The sequence below is a fragment of the Tabrizicola sp. genome (assembly GCF_034366665.1).
Lineage (GTDB): Bacteria > Pseudomonadota > Alphaproteobacteria > Rhodobacterales > Rhodobacteraceae > Tabrizicola.
Genome location: NZ_JAXMMF010000152.1, coordinates 1 through 18515 on the forward strand (window position 1 = coordinate 1; position 18515 = coordinate 18515).

Sequence of the window (18515 nt, forward strand, 5' to 3'; positions counted from 1 at the left end):
GAACCCCGCGAAGGTGGTCGAGCATCAGGTGAACTACTGGGGCAAGACGCTGAAGCATTATGTCGAGGCGCAACAGACGCTTGCCAAGGGCGAGTTCAAGGCACCGCCGGACCCGAACCCGAAGGACCGCCGCTTCCAGAACCCCCTGTGGGAGACACATCCTTTCTTCAATTACCTCCAGCAGCAGTACCAGATGAACTCCGAGGCGATCAGCGACGCCGTCGGTGACATGGAGACGCTGACCCCCGAGGATCGTCGCCGGGTAGAGTATTTCACGAAACAGATTGTCGACATGTTCTCACCAACGAATTTCCTGGGCACCAACCCCGAGGCCTTGGAAAAGGCGGTCGAGACCGACGGCGAATCCCTGGTTCAGGGTCTGGAAAACCTGGTCCGCGACATCGAATCGAACCAGGGCGATCTGCTGGTCACGCTGGCCGACAAGGAAGCCTTCCACGTCGGCCAGAACATCGCCACCACCCCGGGCGAGGTCGTCTACCGCAACAAGATGCTCGAGCTGATCCAGTACACGCCCACCACGGAAAAGGTCCACAAGACCCCGCTTCTGGTCTTCCCGCCCTGGATCAACAAGTTCTACGTGATGGACCTCAAGCCCGCGAATTCGCTGATCAAGTGGATCGTGGACCAGGGATTCACCCTCTTCGTCGTCTCCTGGGTCAACCCCGACGCCAGCTACGCCGGGACCGCGATGGACGACTACATCCGCGACGGCTACCTGCGGGCGATGGCCGAGGTGCGGCGGATCACTGATGAGAAGCAGATCAACGCCGTCGGCTACTGCATCGCTGGCACTACCCTGGGCCTGACTCTTGCGCACCTGCAGAAAGCCGGGGACGAAACGGTCAAGACCGCCACCTTCTTCACCACCCTCACCGACTTTTCCGACCCCGGTGAGGTCGGCGTCTTCCTCAACGACGATTTCGTCGACGGCATCGAACGCCAGACCGAACGCGACGGGATCCTGTCCAAGCTCTTCATGTCGAAGACCTTCAGCTTCCTGCGCTCGAACGACCTGATCTACACCCCCGCAATCAAGTCCTACATGCTGGGCGAGGCGCCGCCCGCCTTCGACCTGCTTTACTGGAACGGCGACGGCACCAACCTGCCCGCCACGATGGCCGTCGAATACCTTCGCGGACTTTGCCAGGGTGACGGCTTTGCCAAGGGTGAGTTCAAGGTCTTCGGCAAGCCCGTCAGCCTTGCCGACATCAAGCTTCCGGTCTGCGCCGTGGCCTGCGAGACCGATCACATCGCCCATTGGCGCGGGTCCTTCAACGGCATCAAGCAGATGGGGTCAAAGGACAAGACCTTCCTCCTTTCGCAGTCCGGCCACATCGCCGGGATCATCAATCCGCCCGCCAAGGACAAGTACGGCCACTACACCAACGACGCCCCCGTCGCGGGCGACCCCGAGGCCTGGCTGGCCTCCGCAAGCTTCAACAAGGGCAGCTGGTGGCCGCGCTGGGGCGCCTGGCTGGCCAAGCAGTCCGGCCCGATGATTCCCGCACGCCATCCCACCGATTCGCTGGCCCCCGCGCCCGGCACCTACGTCGTGGCCCAACCGCAGCTCTGACATTTCACCGGCTTTCCGCAGGGTTAACCGGCGCAACCCGGGGTTTTGCTGCATTGCAGAAATAGGCTTGAAATGCTGCACTGCAGCACGTATATACCAGTCATCAGGAAACGGGCCGATCCTTACCCCCCCCTCGCTGGCCCCATGGAGAATGACATGACCAAGACCCCCGATTTCGCCAAGACCATGCAGGACATGATGGCTTCGTTCCCGGTTGACGCTTCGGCGTTCCAGAACGCATTCAAGACCCAGGCCGCTTTCGCCGAGAAGTTCTCGAAAGTCGCCATCGAGGCCGCTGAAAAGTCGACCGAGATCTCGGCCAAGTGGACCAAGGACGCGCTGGCCAAGGTTGGCGACATCGCCAAAGCCAAGGCCGAGCCGACCGACTACACCAAGTCGATGACCGATTTTGCCTCGGCCGCTGCCGAAATGGCTGCCGAGAACCTGGCCGCCTTCGCGGAAGTCGCCAAGAAAGTGCAGATGGAAACCGTCGAGCTGATGCTGGCTGCTGGCAAGGACATGTCGGAAGACGCGACCGCCGCCGTCAAGAAAGCGACCAACGAGGTGACCAACGTCGCCAAGAAAGCCGCTGCGGCCGCGAAGTAACTCTTAACGAGTTCGCCCTTCGGGGCGCACGTAAAGGCCCGGAGTCACCTCCGGGCCTTGTTCTTTTTCAGGGTCCCGCCCATCCTTCCCGGAAGGAGGCCGCCATGACCCTTGCCATCTGGACCTATGACTGGGTGCCGCCCCCGCCGCGCGGCCATGTCCGCGACATCCGCCTTCGCTGGGCCTGCGAGGAAGCGGGCCTGCCCTACACGATCCGCGCGGTCCGGTTCGAGGATCGCACCGAACCCGACCACCTCTCCCGCCAGCCCTTCGCGCAGGTCCCGGCACTCCAGGACGGCGAGGTCACGCTTTTCGAAAGTGGCGCCTGCCTGCTGCACCTTGGCGAAAAGTCCGAAACGCTGATGCCCAAAGACGCCAAGCCGCGTGCCGAAACTCTGGAATGGGTGATCGCGGGCCTCAACTCGATGGAGATGGTCACCGTCCCCTGGTGGTTCATCGGTCTGTCCAAGCCTGCCGAGAACCCGCTGGAAGGCTGGCTCCAGTCCCGCCTCTCTCGCCTTGACTCCGTGCTGGTACAGCGCGACCACCTCGCTGCCGGACGCTTCACCCTGGCCGACCTTCTGATGGCCGACATCCTGCGCGTGCCCTCGCTGCGTGCGGCTCTTGGCCCCTATCCGGCCCTCACCGCCTATACCGACCGCATCCTTGCCCGCCCCGCCTTCCTGAAAGCGCGGCAGGACCAGCTTGACCACTTCGCCGCCGCCGATGCCGCGCGCGCTAAATGACCGTTTGCAGAACGCTTTCTTTTTGCTGCAGCCCATCTTAAGCTTCTCTGCAAGCGCGAAAGACCCTGGGGGAGGGGAAGCACATGGCCGACACCGACAAGCCGCTTCTGATCAAGCGTTATGCCAGCCGCCGTCTCTACAACACCGAGACGTCGGATTACGTCACGCTGGAAGACATCGCCGGCTTCATCCGCACGGGCCGCGAGGTGCAGATCGTCGACCTCAAGACTGGCGACGACCTGACGCGCCAGTACCTTTTGCAGATCGTCGCCGAACATGAATCCAAGGGCGAAAGCGTGCTGCCGGTCGGCGTCCTGACCGACCTTGTCCGCAGCTACGCCACGGGCATGCAGGCGGTGATGCCGCAGTTCCTCGCCTCCTCGTTCGAGATGCTGCGCGACAGCCAGGCCAAGATGGTCGAGAACCTGACCGCCATCCCCAACCCCCTCGCCGCCGTCCCGGGGTTCGAGGCGCTGCGCAAGCAGCAAGAGGCCTTCCTCAAGACCATGATGGTCGGAATGCCCGGCTGGTCCGCCTCTGGCCCCGCCAAAGAGGAAGAGGCCCCCGCCTCGGCCGACGACATCGCCGAGATCAAGAAGCAACTGGCCGAGTTGCAGAAGAAACTCTCCAAGCTCTGACCGATGGCCGAAGCCGAAGGCCGCGTCACACTCTGGGGGATCGAGGTCTTCGTCGCCGCGGCGGAAGAAGGCTCGATCTCTGCCGCCGCCCGCCGTCTGGGCGTCAGCCCATCGGCGATCAGCCAGCAACTGACCGCGCTGGAAACCGCCCTCGGCGCGACCCTTCTCGACCGCTCCGGCCGCCCGGTCCAGGTGACACCGGCAGGCACAATGTTCCGCCGCCACGCGCAGACCATCCTCAACGCCGCGTCCGAAGCCCGCGCCGAACTGGCGATGGCTGACCTCTCCGGCCTCACCACGCTCCGCCTCGGCGTCATCGAGGATTTCGACAGCGACGTCACCCCCCGCCTCCTCACCGCCCTGGCGCAGGACCTGAAAGGCTGTCGCTTCCTTCTGGAAACCGGCGCCAGCCACCGGTTGATGGACCAGCTGGAAGCCCGCGCCCTCGACATCGTCATCGCCGCCGACACCGACCAACCCCGCGAAGACTGGCGCGAGGTCCACCCCATCCTCGCCGAACCCTTCGTCGCCGTCGCCCCTCCGGGCGCAAAGATCGGGGACCTGCCCCTCATCCTCTACACCGCCCGCCACCTGATGGGCCGCCAGATCGCCGCCCACCTTGCGCGCCACGGGTTGAAACCGGCCCACCGGTTCGAACTGGACAGCTACGCCGCGATCCTGGCAATGGTCGCGGGTGGCGAGGGCTGGACCATCCTCACCCCCCTCGCCCTCCACCAGGCCCGCGCCTTCCGCGAACAGGTCGAGGTCCGCCCTCTGCCCCTGCCGTCACTGACGCGCACCCTCTCGCTTTCGGCCCGCGCGGGAATCCTGCAGGACGTCCCGACCCAGATCGCCCAGCGCCTGAAACCTCTGATCGCCGAGGTTGTCATCGCCCCGGCCCTGAAGACCACCCCCTGGCTCGCCCCCGCGCTGCGCGTGCTCTGACCCGCAGTCAGCACCTTTCATCTTTGCCCAACTATCCCGGCCAGAGGCGTCTCCCGCAGCCCAGGGCACAAGGCCAGGTCCGCCCTGAACTCCCATTTCATACTGGCGCAAATATCCCCGCCGGAGGCATCTGCCGACAAGTCCCGGCGCACCGTCAACCCACCGAGGACAGACCGATCAGAGGGACGTCCCCTCTCCCCTTGGGGGAGAGGGCCAGGGTGAGGGGGGGCGGCGCACACAAAAGCCTGACGCTTCCCTGACGCCCGCACCCAAGCCACTGATTTGGAACGGCCCGAAACCCTGCCGCGCGCGGGCAGCCTCGGCCATGAACCTTAGCCGCGAACCTCTGCCGCGGCATCGACGATGGCCGATGCAATATAGTCCAGCTCGGCCTCGGTCAGCCGGGTCGGCAGCCGCACGTCACAGGCCCGCATCAGCATGGCGCGCGTCTGCGGCAGGTCCGGCACCTCGCCCAGGAACTGCCAGTTCCAGAACGCCCGCGCGTTCCCCTCGCTCAACCCGAAGACCTGCACCGACACGCCCCGGGCTTTGGCGGCCGCCTGGAACTCAACGGCTTGCCGGTCAGTCCAGCCGCCCACCAGGTTGAACTGGATCGAATCCGGTGCGCGTTCTTCCGGCCCCAAAGCTTCCGGCACCACCAGATGCGCCGACAGGTTCAGCTGATCCGCAACCCGGTCATGCCCCGCGCGGCCCTTAGCGACCCGCTCGGCCACTAAAGGCAGCTGCGGCCGGATCACCGCCGCGGACAGGTTCTGCATCCGCAAGTTATACAGCGGCAGCTTGTTCTGCCAATGCGCGCAGGAATTCGTCAGGCCCGGATGCTTCTTCCAGTTGGTCTCATACGCCCCCGACATGATGATCGCCCGCGCGGCAATCTCGGGGTCGTCGGTGATCATGATCCCGCCTTCGCCCGCGTTCACCAGCTTGTAGGACTGGAAGCTGAAGCAGCCGACCTTGCCGATCGTCCCGATGTTCCGCCCGCCCCAGACCGTGCCCAAGGAATGAGCCGCATCCTCGATCACCGGAACGCCCGCCGCGTCACACAGCGCCATGATCGCGTCCATGTCCGAGGTATGGCCCCGCATGTGGCTGATCATCACCGCATCGGCGCCCGGCAGCTTCTTCGCGAAATCGGCCATGTCGACGCGGTAATTCTCGCCCACTTCGACCAGCACCGGCTCGCAATCCGCATGCACCACCGACGACGGCACCGCCGCAAAGGTGAAGGCCGGGATCAGCACCTTGCCGCCCTTCGGCAGGTCCAGCGCCTTCAACGACAGAAACAGGGCCGCCGAACAGGAGGATACCGCCAGGGCATAGCGCGCGCCCAGAAGCTCGGCAAACTCGGCTTCAAGCAGGGCCACGGGTGCATCCGAGGGTGCGGTGTAGCGGAAAAGGTCGCCCGACAGCAGCAGGCGGTCAATCTCTGCCCGGGCTGCCTCGGGGATCGGTTCAGAGTCGTAGACATTGGGGGCAAGGGTCTGACCGTCGGGGGCCATTCGTGCACCTTTTCTAAATTGTGCGTTAAGAAAAGGTGTAAACCGCCAAAGGATCACACGCCAGTGACAAAATCCGCTCTTCGCGCCTTTCCGCCTAGATTTTCACACCGGCGCGGGCGGCGACCATATGTGTAGCGGTTTCCAGCTCGTGCCAGGCGGTGCGGGCCATCGACCGGAAAACCATGATCTCGAAACCATAGTCCCCGGTCCGCAGGATCACCGCGTTCATGTGGTTGACCTGCGTCCGCAGCGCGCATCCCACCGGGCAGGCCTTCAACCGCAGGTCCAGCGGCACCAGGCGCGCCAGCACATCGACCGCCCCCGCACCCGACAGGCCCAGCACAGTCCAGCCGTCCGACTGGTCGGTCACCGCCGCGCCCTCCAACGGCGGGCAGTCCGCGCCGATCAGAAAGGCCTGCTCGCGCCCGGTCCAGACAAGGCGCGCGCCCTTCTTTTCGGCAAAGCGGTTCTGCTCCGGCATGGCAAGACCAAGGGCCTTCAACCCCTTTGCCGCCGCTTTAGCGCCTCCGGGCAGGACAGCGACCGAGGTAATGGGGCCGACATCGACCTCGGCCAGCGTCACACCGCCCAGGGTCAGGCTTTGCCCCTCAAGGGCCGATTTCGCGATAAGTTCAGGCACGAAGCTTCTCCCCTTCCGGGTCGTGGAACACGGGGGGACAGACCTCGCAGATCACATCGAGGCCTCGCAGGTGATCGATCAGCCGGACCTTCTCGCCCAGCCGGGCGCGCCCGTCCTTCAGGAAAGCAAGTCCCAGCCAGGCGTCCACGGTGGGCGACCAGCAGATGCTGGTGACATAGCCCTGATCCGTCTCGCGGTGCACCTCGGTCCCCGGGACGAAAAGGTGCGCGCCCGCACTGATCGGCGCGCTGGCCTTCAGGCCCACAAGCTGCTCGCGTTCCGGCCCCCACATCCCCGGCCGCGTCGCCGCCGCCTTGCCGATGCAGTCCTTCTTCGCGCTGACCATCTTTTCCATCCCGATGTCATGCGCCGTGACCCGGCCATGAATCTCGGCATGGGTGATGAAGCCTTTCTCGATCCGCAAAACGTTCAACGCTTCCATCCCGTAGGGCCCGCCGCCCATCGTCTCGGCCCGGGCTACGAGGTCACGGAAGAGGGCCTCGCCATAGCGCGTCGGAACGGCCAGTTCATACCCCTCCTCGCCCGAGAAGCTGATCCGGAACAGCCGACCATCCACCCCGCCGATCCGCACCGGAGAGACCCCCATGAACGGCAGCTCCACTGGCACCTCAAGGAACGAGTTCACCAGCGCCCGCGCCTTTGGCCCCGCCACCGCGAACTGCGCCCAGGACTCCGTCACGCTGATGAACCGCACCTGCCAGTCCGCACAAAACGCCTGATGCACGAAATCCAGATGCCGCATCACCGGCCCCGCCGCGGCGGTTGTGGTGGTCATCAGGTAATGCCCCTCGCCCAGCCGGGCCGAGGTGCCATCATCCAGCACCAACCCATCCTCGCGCAGCATCAACCCGTAACGGACCCGGCCCACCGGCAGGGTGGAAAACGTGTTGGTGTAAACGAAGTCAAGAAACCGCCCCGCGTCCTTGCCCTGGATGTCGATCTTGCCCAGCGTCGAGACATCCGCCACCCCGACCGCCTGCCGGACCATGTTGACCTCGCGGTCGCAAGCCTCACGCCAGGTCGCTTCCCCCGGCTTCGGGAAATAGCTGGGGCGATACCACAGCCCCGCCTCGATCATCGGCGCATGCCGGTCGCGGCTGGCTTGATCCGAGGTCAGGAACCGTTGCGGCGCGAACCCCTCGGCCCGGCCCCCCGCGCCCATCGCCGCAATCGACACCGGAGTATAAGGTGGCCGGAACGTCGTCACCCCCGTCTCGGCAATCCCCCGTCCCGTCGCATCCGCCAGCACCGCCAGCGCCGCGACGTTCGAGTTCTTCCCCTGATCCGGCGCCATCCCTTGCGTGGTGTAGCGCTTCATATGCTCGACCGACCGGAAACCTTCCTGCGCCGCCAGCTTCACGTCCTTGGTCGTCACGTCATTGGCAAAGTCGAGCCAGGCGCGGCCCGTCCCCTCCACCGCCCACAGCGCCTTGATCCGATAGGGCATATCCTCCGCCTCGGGCACCGGAAGGGACACCTTTCGCCCCAAAGCCTCCATCGCCTTCAAAGCCGCCGCATGGCCCGTGGCCAAAGCGCCATGCGTCGACATCGACCCATTCGCCGCGCCCACCGCGACCAGCCCCGGCACCGCGCCCTCCATCGGCACGAAAGCCGCCAACTCCTCGCTCCACCGGGGCCGCCCGTTCATGTGGCAGGTCAGGTGGATCGTCGGGTTCCAGCCGCCCGACATCGCCAGACAGTCAGTCTCGATCTCGATGATCTCGGAGCCCTTCCGCACCTGGATGCCCGACAGCCCCAGCCGTCCCCGGCTCCCCACGACCTCCGCGCCGACATGCACCGGGCAATCCTCAACCGACGACGCATCAGGCCGCGGGTCGATGATCGCCGCCACTGTCACCCCTGCCGCCATCAGATCCCGCGCGACACCGCGCGCCTGATCGGTGTTGGCAAACAGCGTCACGCGCTTCCCCGGCACCACGCCATAGCGGTTGAGGTAGGTCCGCACAGCCGAGGCCATCATGATGCCCGGCCGGTCGTTTTTCTCGAACGCCACCGCCCGCTCCAGGGCACCCGAAGCCAGGACCGCATGCTGCGCCACGATCCGCCAGAAACACTCCCGCGGCAGGTTCGGGCGCGCGGGCTTGTGCAGCCCCACCCGCTCCAGCGCGCCATAGGTGCCGTGGTCATAGGCCCCGGTCACCGTCGTCCGCGCCATGATCCGCACGTTGGGCAGCGCCTGCAACTCGGCCACGACCTGCGCCACCCACTCACCGCCCGGCACCCCGCCGATGGTCCCGCCATCCGACAAGAGCCGCCCGCCCAAAGCATGGCTTTCCTCGCACAGGATCACATCCGCGCCCGCCCGCCCCGCGGTCAAAGCCGCCATCAGGCCCGATGGCCCCGACCCGATCACCAGCACGTCGCAGAAGGCAAAGGCCTTCTCGTAGGTCCCCTCATCATGCTTGCCCGACAGGCTGCCCAACCCCGCCGCCCGGCGGATGATCGGCTCATAGAGCCCCTCCCAGAAGGCGCGCGGCCACATGAAGGTCTTGTAGTAGAACCCCGCCGACAGGAACGGCGACAAATAGTCGTTCACCGCCATCAGGTCGAACCGCAGCGACCCCAGCCGGTTCTGGCTTTGGGTCACCAGCCCCTCGAACACCTCCTGCATCGTCGCGCGCACGTTCGGCGTCTGGTTCGTCGGCCCCACGACCTCGACCAGCGCATTCGGCTCCTCCGACCCCGCCGTCAGCACACCCCTGGGCCGGTGATACTTGAACGACCGCCCCACCAGTCGGACATCGTTGGCCAGCAAGGCAGAGGCCAGCGTATCCCCCTTGTAGCCCGCATAATCCTTCCCGTCGAAACGGAAGCGCACCGGCTTTGTCCGGTCGATCAGCCCCTTGCCGTCGATCCTCATGCCTTGCGCTCCGCTACCAGTTCGACGCCGGAAATCTCATGCGTCACCGTGTTCCGAGTGACCACCAGCCACTGCGCACAGCCCGCCTCGTGATACCAGAGGTCCCGCACCACCCCCGCCACATTGTCCCGCAGATGCAGGTAGTTGTCCCACTCCGCCAAGGGCGCGCCCTCCGAGGGCCGGTGCAGATAATCCTCCGCCCCGTAATAGTAGAACTCCCGCCGGTCGCGGTCACCGCAAAGGGGGCACGTCAGGCGCATGGAAAGACCCCCGATTTCATCTGTCCAAAAATATCCCCGCCGGAGGCTCCCGCAGGCGATTCAGGGCGCAAATGGTCGATCATCATGCGCCCCCTCAATGCAGGTTATGTTGGCTGCCGGTGCCTTCTTCGTCCAGAAGATGCCCCGTCGCAAAGCGGTCCAGCCGGAACTTGCGCGCCACCTCATGCGGCTCTCCCGTCGCCATCAGATGCGCCATGCACCAGCCGGAGGCCGGCACCGCCTTGAACCCCCCGTAGTTCCAGCCGCAGTCGATGAACAACCCGTCCACATGCGTCTTGTCGATCACGGGAGACCCATCCGGCGACATGTCCATGATCCCGCCCCAGGACCGCAGCACCTTGGCGCGGCCGATCATCGGCATCAGAGTCATCCCGGCTTCCATCACATGCTCCACCATCGGCAGGTTCCCCCGCGACGCATAGGACGCGTAGAAATCGAGATCCCCCCCAAAGACCAACCCGCCCTTGTCCGACTGGCTGATATAGAAGTGCCCCATCCCGAAGCTGATGACGTGGTTGATGACCGGCTTCAGCCCCTCGGTCACGAACGCCTGCAGAACATGCGATTCAATCGGCAACCGCATCCCCGCCATCGCCGCGACCTGGGACGACCGCCCCGCCACCACGATCCCGACCTTCTTCGCCCGGATCGCCCCGCGCGTGGTCTGGACGCCCCGAACAACCCCATTCTCGATGTCGATCCCCGTGACCTCGCAGTTCTGGATCAGGTCCACGCCCCGCTGGTCCGCCCCGCGCGCGTAGCCCCAAGCCACGGCGTCATGCCTCGCTGACCCCCCGCGCGGGTGCAGCAAGCCGCCATAGATCGGAAACCGCGTGTTGTCGAAATCGAGGTACGGCAGATGCTCCCGCACGCCGTCCCGGTCCAGAAGGATCGCATCATCGCCCTGATTGATCATCGCATTCCCGCGCCGCACGAAGGCATCGCGCTGCCCGTCGGAGTGGAACAGGTTGATCAGCCCCCGCTGCGAATGCATCACGTTGTAGTTGAGGTCAGCCTCCAGCCCCTCCCACAGCTTCATCGAATGGCTGTAGAACTCGCTGTTCCCCGGCAGGAAGTAATTGGCCCGCACGATGGTCGTGTTCCGCCCGATGTTGCCAGAGCCGAGATACCCCTTCTCCAACACCGCGACATTGGTGATCCCGTGGTTCTTCGCAAGGTAATAGGCCGTCGACAGCCCGTGCCCGCCCCCGCCGATGATGATGACGTCATACTCCGCCTTCGGCGCCGGATCGCGCCAGGCGGGCGTCCAGCCCGTGTTGCCGAACAATCCTTGCGTGATGACCTTCAGGCCGGAATAGCGCATTGGTGAACTCCCCAGACCGGGCCATAAGACCGGGTCAGGGCCGCATATTCAAGACCGCACAAGGATTTCCTGCACCCGCCGCGACAAACTGCGTCGCAAACGGGCGCTGTGCTACTGCACCATCCGGAAGTAGTCGAGCGAGAGGTTCCCCTCCATGCCCGATCCGCACAGGCCCATCTCCATGTTCGACGTGCCCGACACCGTATCGCCCGAGATGATCGAGGTCCCGCGCAGACCCGCGCCATTCGCTGCGAACGAGATTTCGCGCAGCGCGATCAGTTGCCCGCCGTGGATCGACACTCCGGACGCAAAGTTCATGCCGCCAAGGCTGATCAGCTGTGCCCCGCCACCGGCGGCGCAGTCGTCGATCGCGCCGATCCGCGTGTCCGAGGCCCCCGAGATCGAGTTTGCCCCCGTGTGCAGCGTCGCGATCAGCCCGTTCTCCAGCGCACCGCCCGATCCGAAGTTGATCTGGCAATTGGTGATCATCACCACATTGGACAGTGCCTGACGGATCTGCAGCTGCGTGCTGGTGCTGGAACAGAACACGTAGTTGACCGCGTTGGGCCGCAGCGCCAGCGCCTCGTTGCGATCCAAGAGGTTGCGGCCGGCCTGGACCGTGTCGGAACCGGCGGCCGAAGGGGATGGCCGCCCGTTCACGATGGTGATGTTCCGCGGCGGGGCGGTCAGGTAGCCCAGTTGCCCGTCGCGCGTCGCCAGCTGGATGTAGTTCCACATCGCCGCCGTGCCCGTCCCGAACGGCGACGACGGGACCTCGCGCAGCGCGTTGATCAGTCGGATCTGCATCGCGCCATAGCGCAGCGCCTCGGCCAGGCCCTCATTGGATCGCCCGCCCGAGGCCGGCATGTCCAACCGGGTCGAATCCGGCATCGAGACGACAGTGCCTTCCTCGAAATAGTTGTTGCTGTTGATCGACACGATGTCGTTCGAGTGGATGCAGAACCCGTCGACATAGCTGTTGTTGCTTTGGATATCGACCATCTCTTCGGCCACGAAGCCTTCGCGCAGGCAGTCCGGAACAAAGGTCTCGAAGACCGAGGCGGTGCGGACGTCGAAGGCATCAAAGCCGGCGAACTTCAGCAGGTAGGTCGTCACCTCGTTCTCGCCGGCCGCATCCCGGTGCGTCCAGACCCGGACCGCCGAGCGCGAGGTCTCGTCCGGAGTGAAGGTGCGGGTATCGCGGTCCCAGACGCCGAATTCGATGTCCTGGGTCGTCAGCACCTCGCCGAAAATCCTCGGCGGCATGTTGGTCTGCCCCAGGGCCAGGGCCGAGCTTTTTGCGTCGTCCGGGGTGGCGTTCAGCGTGTAGTTCCGCAGATACAGCGCCGAATGGGCCGTGGCATCGGCGGTCAGCTGCAGGTGGGTGCGCTGACTGATCGCGTTCGACACGTCGACCGCCAGGCCGCCGACGGCCAGGAACACCATCATGAAGATCAGGCCACCGCCCGTCATTCCCCCGTCTTCCGAGGCGGCAAAGGATCTGGCTGCGGTAAAACGCGACATGTCAGAACTCCACTCTGTGTTCGGCGGCGACCACCATCGTGGTGTCGATCATCAGCCCGAGGAACCCGATCTGCGCGATCTCGGCGGTTTCCATCGTGGCACGGGTCCGGACCACGCGGTTCGTCTCGGTCGTGGTGATTGTCGCACTGGGGGACAGTCCCTGCAGCCGCGACAGCGCATAGGCCTGCGCCTTGGTGATCCGTTCGGCCGGGGTGCCGGTGAACTGGCCCACCGAATACAGCCGGTTGGTGTCCTGCAGAACGCGGATCGCGTGGGTGCGGCTCATGAACAGCATGCTGGAATCGACGATCAGCAGCAGAATCGCCAGGACCAGAGGCAGCCAAAGCACGAATTCGATCGTGGAATTTCCGTCCTCGTGCCGCAAAAATGCCTTAAATTTCCCGCACTTGCCCTTCGCCGCAACGTTCATGGCGCCCACCCTGATCAATGACTATCTTGTTGGAATTCCAACATAACCAAGGATCTGAATATCTCAGGCACCATTAACCGAAAATAAACGGACGGTAAGAACGCGTTAATATTGCGGCGGAAAGAAGGCATCGCATCGTGGTGTTGGCCCCTGGGGCCAAGGACGCTACCCGTCCCGGCCCGCCGACGCCTGGATCGGCCGCAGATGCAGGGGCCCCAGCGCAAGCCGCCGCGTTTTCGGGATCGCGCGTTGCGCCTCGGACAGGTGCAGCTCCAGGATCGTCGGGCCGTCCGGCTGCAGGTCGATCTCGACCTCGTAGCGCGCGAACCAGGCGACCAGCCCATGCCAGCACCGGCCTGGCAGCGCGACCACCGGGCAGTGGTTGCACGTCATGTCGATGGGTCCCAGCGCCGCGGCGTCACGGCAGGCCGCGACGAACCGAAGCCGCGCCCGCCCCCCCGTGACCGGCACCAGAAGCCGGGGCCGCGGGTTCCGGCCATTCAGTCGAAACCCCAGGACGGGGCGGGCTCGCCAATCCAGGGCCGCTTCCTCCGCCCGGTGCCGCAAGGTCGCTCCACGTCCCAGCGGCGTGACCGCGCGCGACAGCAGACCCTTCCGCTCGGCATTCCGGCGCGCAAGCTCTCCGGGGGCGTAACGGCTGAAATCCCGGTCGGATTTGACCATGAAGCTGCCCAGACGGCGGGCATCGGCGATCAGCGCCGCGACCCGTTCGGCATGACCGGAAGCGTGCAGGTCGGCCAGCATGGCCTTTTGTTCCCCGGACTCTTGCCTGACATAGCTGAGGTAGCGGTGCCCCGCAGCGAACTTGTGCAGCGTCACCGCCCCCGTCGACCGGAAGGTCATGTCAGCCGCCAAAGCGCGCAACAGGAAGTCCTCGTCCACCGGAGCGCGGCAGTCCATCGGCCTTCGCCAGGGCCCGATGGTCAACGTCACGGCCTTGCGGTGCGAGAAGGAACTTGGCGGAAAGAAATAGGGGCTGATGTCCTCGCCATCGTCGAACAGACCCATGACCTGACTGCCGGGAATCCTGGACGGCAGATGAAAGATCGACCCCGACACCGCAAAGTCGGGCGGCTGGTCCGACCGGTACAGCGCTGCAAGCCGCGACAGATGGTCCGGCTCCCAGATGTCATCATGACCAAGATAGGCGATCACCTCGCCGGTCGCGGCCGCGATCCCGGCAGTGTTCGGCCCGCTCTGGCTGCCCCAGCGGGTCTCAAGGTTCAGCCAGCGCACCCGAGGGTCGGCGAGCGCGCGCACCACCGCTTCGGTTTCGTCCGTGCAGGCATCCCCCACGACCAACAGCTCGAAATCGGCAAGGCTCTGACCCAGAACCGACCGGATCGAGGGCAGGATGTGCCGCCCCCGGCCATAGGTCGCCATCACGACGGAAAAGAACGGGGCGGCGGCCCCGGCTGCTGCAGTCATTCGAAGCGGTAGGGAATGCCGGGATGATCCTTCGGCAGACGCGACTTGTCCGGGTTCGCCGGGTCATAGGCGCGGGTCGGCATGTTCACGAAACAGGAATCTTCGTCGCCAAGGTTCTGCACCGCATGGACCACAAAGGGCGGAATGGTGAGCAGGACCTTGTTGGCCGCGCCCACCTCCAGCACGTTCAGCACCTGGTGCGTCGGACTGTCCGGTCGCAGATCGTACAGCACGACGCGCAACCTGCCCTGGGTATAGGCCAGCCGGTCCGACTGTCGCTTGTGATAGACCCAGGCACGCACCGATCGTGCCGCCGCCGTCACCAGATAGACATGCGGCGTCCGGTAGCTTTCGCCAAAGCGGTCGGACATCAGCACGACCAGGTTGCCACGCCCATCTGCCCGTTGCTCCAGTCGCCGAAGCTCGACTCCGGCGATCTGGTTCTCGACCCGCACTTCCGCGTTTTCCACGCCCTCCGGCAGCCAGGGCCTGTCATCGACAAAATCTTCAAGTGTCACACGGTCGATGGTTGCCATGGAATCAACCCCTTCGAATGTTCTAATTTGAAGAGGGTGCGGCAATTGCTGCGGCCTGGGCAAGCGGGGATCGTCTTGGCCTTAGAGCCCCTTTGACCGATAGGTCTTGGCCACCCGGTCGATCGACACGATATAGGCCGCCACCCGCAGGTCCTCGACATCCGGGCGGGAATGCCAGACCGCGCGCATCGCCTGGTAGGCCGTGCGCATCGTGTCATCCAGGCCGGACCGCACCAGCGCCAGCTCGTCCGAGCCGGTGAGGAACCTTTCCTTGAAATCCTCGGCCATCGACCAGCCCAGTCCCTTGTCCGAGGACAGACGCTCCAACTCCTCGACCAGAAGCCGCGACCGCGCTTCTTCGGCCCGGCGCTGCATCCGGCCAAAGCGAATGTGGGACAGGTTCTTCACCCACTCGAAATAGGACACGGTGACACCCCCCGCGTTGGCATACATGTCGGGGATGATCACGCAGCCCTTGCGGCGCAGGATCTCGTCGGCCCCAAAGGTGATCGGGCCGTTGGCCGCCTCGATGATCAGGGGCGCCTTGATCCGATCCGCGTTCGACAGGTTGATCACCCCCTCCATCGCCGCCGGGATCAGCAAGTCGCAGGGTTCTTCCAGGACCGCCGAGCCATCCGCCACATGGGTCGCGTTCGGATAGCCCGCCAAAAGCCCGCCATTCTGGTTCATCCACTGCCGGACATCCTCGACGTCCAGACCCTTGGGGTCCAGAAGCGCCCCGTCGCGTTCGATCACCGCGATGACCTTGCAGCCGTCCTCCTCGCTCAGGAACTTGGCCGCATGGTAGCCAACGTTGCCCAGGCCCTGCACGATCACCCGCTTGCCCTCCAGTCCCCCGGTCAGCCCCGCCTTGGCGATATCCTCGGGGTGGCGGAAGAACTCGCGCAGCGCGTATTGCACGCCCCGCCCCGTCGCCTCCACGCGCCCCTGGATGCCACCGGCGTGCGGAGGTTTCCCGGTCACGCAAGCCTTGGCGTTGATGTCCGTGGTGTTCATCCGCGCATACTGGTCGGCGATCCAGGCCATCTCGCGCTCACCCGTTCCCATGTCGGGGGCGGGCACGTTCTGCGCCGGATGGATCAGGTCGCGCTTGATCAGCTCATAGGCGAAGCGACGGGTGATCTGCTCCAGCTCGTGTTCGTCCCATTGCCGCGGATCGATGCACAATCCGCCCTTCGATCCCCCGAATGGAGTTTCCACCAGCGCGCATTTATAGGTCATCAGCGCGGCCAGCGCCTCGACCTCGTCCTGGTTGACCGACAGGGCATAGCGGATGCCACCCTTCACGGGTTCCATGTGTTCGGAATGAACGCTGCGGTAGCCGGTGAAGGTCTCGATCTTGCCGCGCAGGCGGACCCCGAACCGGACCGTGTAGGTCGAATTGCAGACGCGGATCTTCTGTTCCAGACCTGGGCTCAGGTCCATCAGTTTCGCGGCACGATTGAACATGAGATCAACGGATTCGCGGAAGCTCGGCTCTCCGGAAACGGCCATTCTGTCCCTCCCTGAACAGGCGGCGCCGTGGGCCTGGCGCCGGCGCGGAACCTACAGTCCGACCCACAATTTGGGAACCCCGAAAGCACGCGTCCGGCCCCGTACACCCCCAGCCGAAAACGCACCCGGGCAGCGAATCATTTTCGCGTCAGCTTCCTTGACGAAACCTGAACGCGCCGAGAATTTTTCGCCGTTGCAGCAAAACCCGCCGGATTCCCACAGATTGTTTCCGGATTGTGGCAGCACCCGCGGGCATCAGCAGAAAATGCCATACTTCTGCCTGATCCTATGCCTAAATCCCGTTTCGATGCCCGGCAATTACGGCTGGGGCGCTGCTGCAATGGATAGTGACATGTTGACCAAACCTGCCAAACGACCGGTTTCTGCGCGCGTCGTCCGCAAGTTCTCGGATTTCCGATCCGAGGAAGAGGGCGGTGTCACCATTTTCGTCGTCCTGCTTTTCGTCCTGATGATCCTGTTCGGCGGCATTGCCGTGGACGTGATGCGCTATGAATGGCGGCGCGTCACCCTGCAGGAAACGATGGACCGCGCGATGCTTGCGGCGGCGAACCTGGTGCTGCCCCCCGACCAGACCCCGCAAACCGTGGCGCAGGACTGGTTCGATGTCGCGGGCCTGGGCAACCAGCTGACCGTGGACTACACGGCCCCGGTGCTTGAGGGTGAGTCCACGAACAGCTCGCGCCGCATCGTCGGAACCGCCCGGGTCCGGTCCTACAACCACTTCATGCAACTCATGGACATCCCCTGGTTCGAGGGGCCGGTTGCGTCTGGCGCACAACAGGGTGTGTCGAAGATCGAGGTTATCCTGGTGCTGGACGTCACCGGCTCGATGGGCGAGGCATCGGGTGGGACCACGAAGATCGCAGCGCTGCGCACGGCGGCCCGCAACTTCGTCAACATCCTGAAATTCAACCGCGACGCAGGGGGCAACTACACGATTCCGAAGGACCCGAACAACCTGATCTCGATCGGGATGGTGCCCTATGCGTCGAACGTGAACATTCCAAGAGCCCTGCGCGACCAGTTCGCCTTCAGCCATCTTGCAAATTGGTTCGGCGCTCCTGCCGGTCAAGGTGTCCCCAACATCAACTGTTTCGAGTTCCCGGAAAGCTCGTGGACGGAGACAGGCATGTCGCGCACGACCAGCTACCCGATGGCGGCCGTCGCCGATACCTATCATCCCAATCGGAACTCCCCGCCAAGCCCGACAGTGACGACGTCCAGCACCGGCGGACGCGTCGTGCTCAACTTCCGCAGCCCGCTGGCCACCAGCACGAGTAGCAGCGGCTCGGTCCCGAACATGCGTGGTAACGATGTGATCTGCAACCACGGCGACAACACCAGTACCACCGTGGACGAAACCACCGGCAACATGGTGCTCTTGCCGACGACGGTTCCCAGCACCGTGACGAGCCAGATCGCGCTGCTTCAGCCGCGTGGCCGGACCTCGATTGCGGTCGGAATGCGCTGGGGCACTCTCCTCATGGATGAAACCGCGCGCCCAGTCTACAGCGCTCTGCGTGGCGGCGTCGCAGGCATGGCCGGTCGCCCGGTCAACAACAATGATACGGAAACCCGCAAGATCATCGTCCTGATGACGGACGGTGACCACGTCGCCAGCGACCATATCCGCGACGAATACAAGACCGGCCTCTCACCGATCTGGCGCGGAGCCGACGGGAACTTCGCCATCCGCTACACCAACGGTGGCCCCGCCCTGACCGGTGGAACCCGTCCCTTCATGCCGACGACCACCAACACCTGCTCTCGCTGGCCGGTCGCCGCGACGCGGGAATACTTCATCCCGCACCTGAAGGCGAACTCGCTTGCACCGCGCAATCGGA

The 18515-nt window shown here is 64.8% G+C and carries 16 protein-coding genes; 6 read left to right on the forward strand and 10 right to left on the reverse strand.

What is annotated here, in order from left to right:
• From phaC to U1E69_RS21240, 5 genes are all read left to right on the forward strand, one after another.
• Window positions 1-1594: class I poly(R)-hydroxyalkanoic acid synthase (gene phaC, locus U1E69_RS21220; protein WP_322246421.1), on the forward strand; the 1594-nt coding region annotated here is incomplete at its 5' end.
• Between the two features lie 156 nt (window positions 1595-1750).
• Window positions 1751-2200, forward strand: coding sequence for a Phasin (locus U1E69_RS21225; RefSeq protein WP_305542012.1), 450 nt, complete (start codon window positions 1751-1753; stop codon window positions 2198-2200).
• Window positions 2201-2304: 104 nt separating this feature from the next.
• Entirely contained in the window at window positions 2305-2946 is a 642-nt protein-coding gene (locus U1E69_RS21230; protein ID WP_322246423.1) for a glutathione S-transferase family protein, read from the forward strand.
• Between the two features lie 83 nt (window positions 2947-3029).
• Window positions 3030-3584 (forward strand): polyhydroxyalkanoate synthesis repressor PhaR, encoded by a 555-nt coding sequence (gene phaR / locus U1E69_RS21235; protein ID WP_322246425.1) that lies wholly within the window; start codon window positions 3030-3032, stop codon window positions 3582-3584.
• A gap of 3 nt (window positions 3585-3587) precedes the next feature.
• Window positions 3588-4529, forward strand: coding sequence for a LysR family transcriptional regulator (locus tag U1E69_RS21240; protein WP_322246427.1), 942 nt, complete (start codon window positions 3588-3590; stop codon window positions 4527-4529).
• Between the two features lie 332 nt (window positions 4530-4861).
• Here U1E69_RS21240 and U1E69_RS21245 read toward each other — a convergent pair whose 3' ends face one another.
• The 10 genes from U1E69_RS21245 to U1E69_RS21290 all read right to left on the reverse strand — a co-directional run bounded on the left by U1E69_RS21245 (window position 4862) and on the right by U1E69_RS21290 (window position 16650).
• Complete coding sequence (locus U1E69_RS21245; protein ID WP_322246428.1) at window positions 4862-6049, reverse strand: DegT/DnrJ/EryC1/StrS family aminotransferase; 1188 nt, start codon at window positions 6047-6049, stop codon at window positions 4862-4864.
• Window positions 6050-6143: 94 nt separating this feature from the next.
• Complete coding sequence (locus U1E69_RS21250; protein ID WP_322246429.1) at window positions 6144-6689, reverse strand: sarcosine oxidase subunit gamma; 546 nt, start codon at window positions 6687-6689, stop codon at window positions 6144-6146.
• A complete protein-coding gene (locus U1E69_RS21255) occupies window positions 6682-9591 on the reverse strand; it encodes a sarcosine oxidase subunit alpha family protein (RefSeq protein ID WP_322246430.1) in 2910 nt (969 codons plus the stop codon). The genes U1E69_RS21250 and U1E69_RS21255 overlap by 8 nt, the downstream gene beginning before the upstream one ends.
• Window positions 9588-9851, reverse strand: a complete 264-nt coding sequence (locus tag U1E69_RS21260) for a sarcosine oxidase subunit delta (RefSeq protein ID WP_322246431.1) — start codon at window positions 9849-9851, stop codon at window positions 9588-9590. The genes U1E69_RS21255 and U1E69_RS21260 overlap by 4 nt, the downstream gene beginning before the upstream one ends.
• A 94-nt stretch (window positions 9852-9945) precedes the next feature.
• A complete protein-coding gene (locus U1E69_RS21265; RefSeq protein ID WP_322246432.1) occupies window positions 9946-11196 on the reverse strand; it encodes a sarcosine oxidase subunit beta family protein in 1251 nt (416 codons plus the stop codon).
• A 111-nt stretch (window positions 11197-11307) separates the two neighbouring features.
• A complete protein-coding gene (locus U1E69_RS21270; protein ID WP_322246433.1) occupies window positions 11308-12720 on the reverse strand; it encodes a Tad domain-containing protein in 1413 nt (470 codons plus the stop codon).
• Between the two features lies 1 nt (window position 12721).
• Window positions 12722-13150, reverse strand: a complete 429-nt coding sequence (locus U1E69_RS21275; RefSeq protein WP_322246435.1) for a TadE/TadG family type IV pilus assembly protein — start codon at window positions 13148-13150, stop codon at window positions 12722-12724.
• Between the two features lie 165 nt (window positions 13151-13315).
• Entirely contained in the window at window positions 13316-14599 is a 1284-nt protein-coding gene (locus U1E69_RS21280; RefSeq protein ID WP_322246436.1) for a glycosyltransferase family 2 protein, read from the reverse strand.
• Complete coding sequence (locus tag U1E69_RS21285) at window positions 14596-15135, reverse strand: dTDP-4-dehydrorhamnose 3,5-epimerase family protein (protein WP_322246437.1); 540 nt, start codon at window positions 15133-15135, stop codon at window positions 14596-14598. Before U1E69_RS21285 ends, U1E69_RS21280 begins: the two co-directional genes overlap by 4 nt.
• An 81-nt stretch (window positions 15136-15216) precedes the next feature.
• Window positions 15217-16650, reverse strand: coding sequence for a Glu/Leu/Phe/Val dehydrogenase (locus U1E69_RS21290; protein WP_322246438.1), 1434 nt, complete (start codon window positions 16648-16650; stop codon window positions 15217-15219).
• 352 nt (window positions 16651-17002) lie between these two features.
• On the opposite strand from U1E69_RS21290, the gene U1E69_RS21295 reads away from it, so the two are divergent.
• Window positions 17003-18515: pilus assembly protein TadG-related protein (locus U1E69_RS21295; protein ID WP_322246439.1), on the forward strand; the 1513-nt coding region annotated here is incomplete at its 3' end.

What these genes read in the sequence shown, in the direction of transcription:
- U1E69_RS21225 (WP_305542012.1), top strand. Translation starts at nt 1,751, where the DNA reads ATGACCAAGACCCCCGATTTCGCCAAGACCATGCAGGACATGATGGCT.
- U1E69_RS21230 (WP_322246423.1), top strand. Translation starts at nt 2,305, where the DNA reads ATGACCCTTGCCATCTGGACCTATGACTGGGTGCCGCCCCCGCCGCGC.
- phaR (WP_322246425.1), top strand. Translation starts at nt 3,030, where the DNA reads ATGGCCGACACCGACAAGCCGCTTCTGATCAAGCGTTATGCCAGCCGC.
- U1E69_RS21240 (WP_322246427.1), top strand. Translation starts at nt 3,588, where the DNA reads ATGGCCGAAGCCGAAGGCCGCGTCACACTCTGGGGGATCGAGGTCTTC.
- U1E69_RS21245 (WP_322246428.1), bottom strand. Translation starts at nt 6,049, where the DNA reads ATGGCCCCCGACGGTCAGACCCTTGCCCCCAATGTCTACGACTCTGAA.
- U1E69_RS21255 (WP_322246430.1), bottom strand. Translation starts at nt 9,591, where the DNA reads ATGAGGATCGACGGCAAGGGGCTGATCGACCGGACAAAGCCGGTGCGC.
- U1E69_RS21260 (WP_322246431.1), bottom strand. Translation starts at nt 9,851, where the DNA reads ATGCGCCTGACGTGCCCCCTTTGCGGTGACCGCGACCGGCGGGAGTTC.
- U1E69_RS21265 (WP_322246432.1), bottom strand. Translation starts at nt 11,196, where the DNA reads ATGCGCTATTCCGGCCTGAAGGTCATCACGCAAGGATTGTTCGGCAAC.
- U1E69_RS21270 (WP_322246433.1), bottom strand. Translation starts at nt 12,720, where the DNA reads ATGTCGCGTTTTACCGCAGCCAGATCCTTTGCCGCCTCGGAAGACGGG.
- U1E69_RS21275 (WP_322246435.1), bottom strand. Translation starts at nt 13,150, where the DNA reads ATGAACGTTGCGGCGAAGGGCAAGTGCGGGAAATTTAAGGCATTTTTG.
- U1E69_RS21280 (WP_322246436.1), bottom strand. Translation starts at nt 14,599, where the DNA reads ATGACTGCAGCAGCCGGGGCCGCCGCCCCGTTCTTTTCCGTCGTGATG.
- U1E69_RS21285 (WP_322246437.1), bottom strand. Translation starts at nt 15,135, where the DNA reads ATGGCAACCATCGACCGTGTGACACTTGAAGATTTTGTCGATGACAGG.
- U1E69_RS21290 (WP_322246438.1), bottom strand. Translation starts at nt 16,650, where the DNA reads ATGGCCGTTTCCGGAGAGCCGAGCTTCCGCGAATCCGTTGATCTCATG.